Source organism: Shewanella sp. Shew256 (genome assembly GCF_002196695.1).
Classification (GTDB): domain Bacteria; phylum Pseudomonadota; class Gammaproteobacteria; order Enterobacterales; family Shewanellaceae; genus Shewanella; species Shewanella mangrovisoli.
The window spans coordinates 1-504 of the sequence record NZ_NAJR01000064.1 but is presented as its reverse complement, the minus strand read 5'-3'; the positions used below and the strand labels follow the sequence as shown (position 1 = coordinate 504).

At 55.8% G+C, this 504-nt stretch carries 1 protein-coding gene; it reads right to left on the bottom strand.

Translation table 11 applies throughout. From position 1 onward, the window contains the following. Positions 1-504, bottom strand: a 504-nt coding sequence (locus tag B5P39_RS24415) for a putative Ig domain-containing protein (RefSeq protein WP_140418358.1), incomplete at both ends; no start/stop codon positions are given.

The following is a 504-nucleotide window of genomic DNA, read 5'->3' as shown; positions in this document are numbered from 1 at the left end:
CCACGTCGCTGTCCGTCGCCACTAAGGTGTAGCTATAGGCCGCATCCTGGGTCGCACTCGTGATTGCCGTTGAACTGATAGTCGGTGCATCATTAACGTTCGCCACCACTATCGTAAAGCTCTGGTCAATCGTCAGACCATCTCCGTCCGTGGCGCGTAACACTACTACATGACTGCCGACGTTAGCGTTAGTTGGGGTACCACTGAGCACTCCCGTAGCCGCATTGAAGTTAAGCCAGCTTGGCAGTGTGACGGCACTTAAGGTGAGACTGTCGCCCACATCGCTGTCCGTCGCTACCAAGGTGTAGCTATAGGCCGCATCCTGGGTGGCACTGGTTAACGCCGTTGAACTGATGGTCGGTGCATCGTTGACGTTCGCCACCACTATCGTAAAGCTCTGGTCTGCGGTTAAGCCATCCACATCCGTGGCGCGTAGCAATACCGCATAACTGCCAACGTTAGCGTTAGTTGGCGTACCACTCAGCACGCCCGTCGCCGTATTGA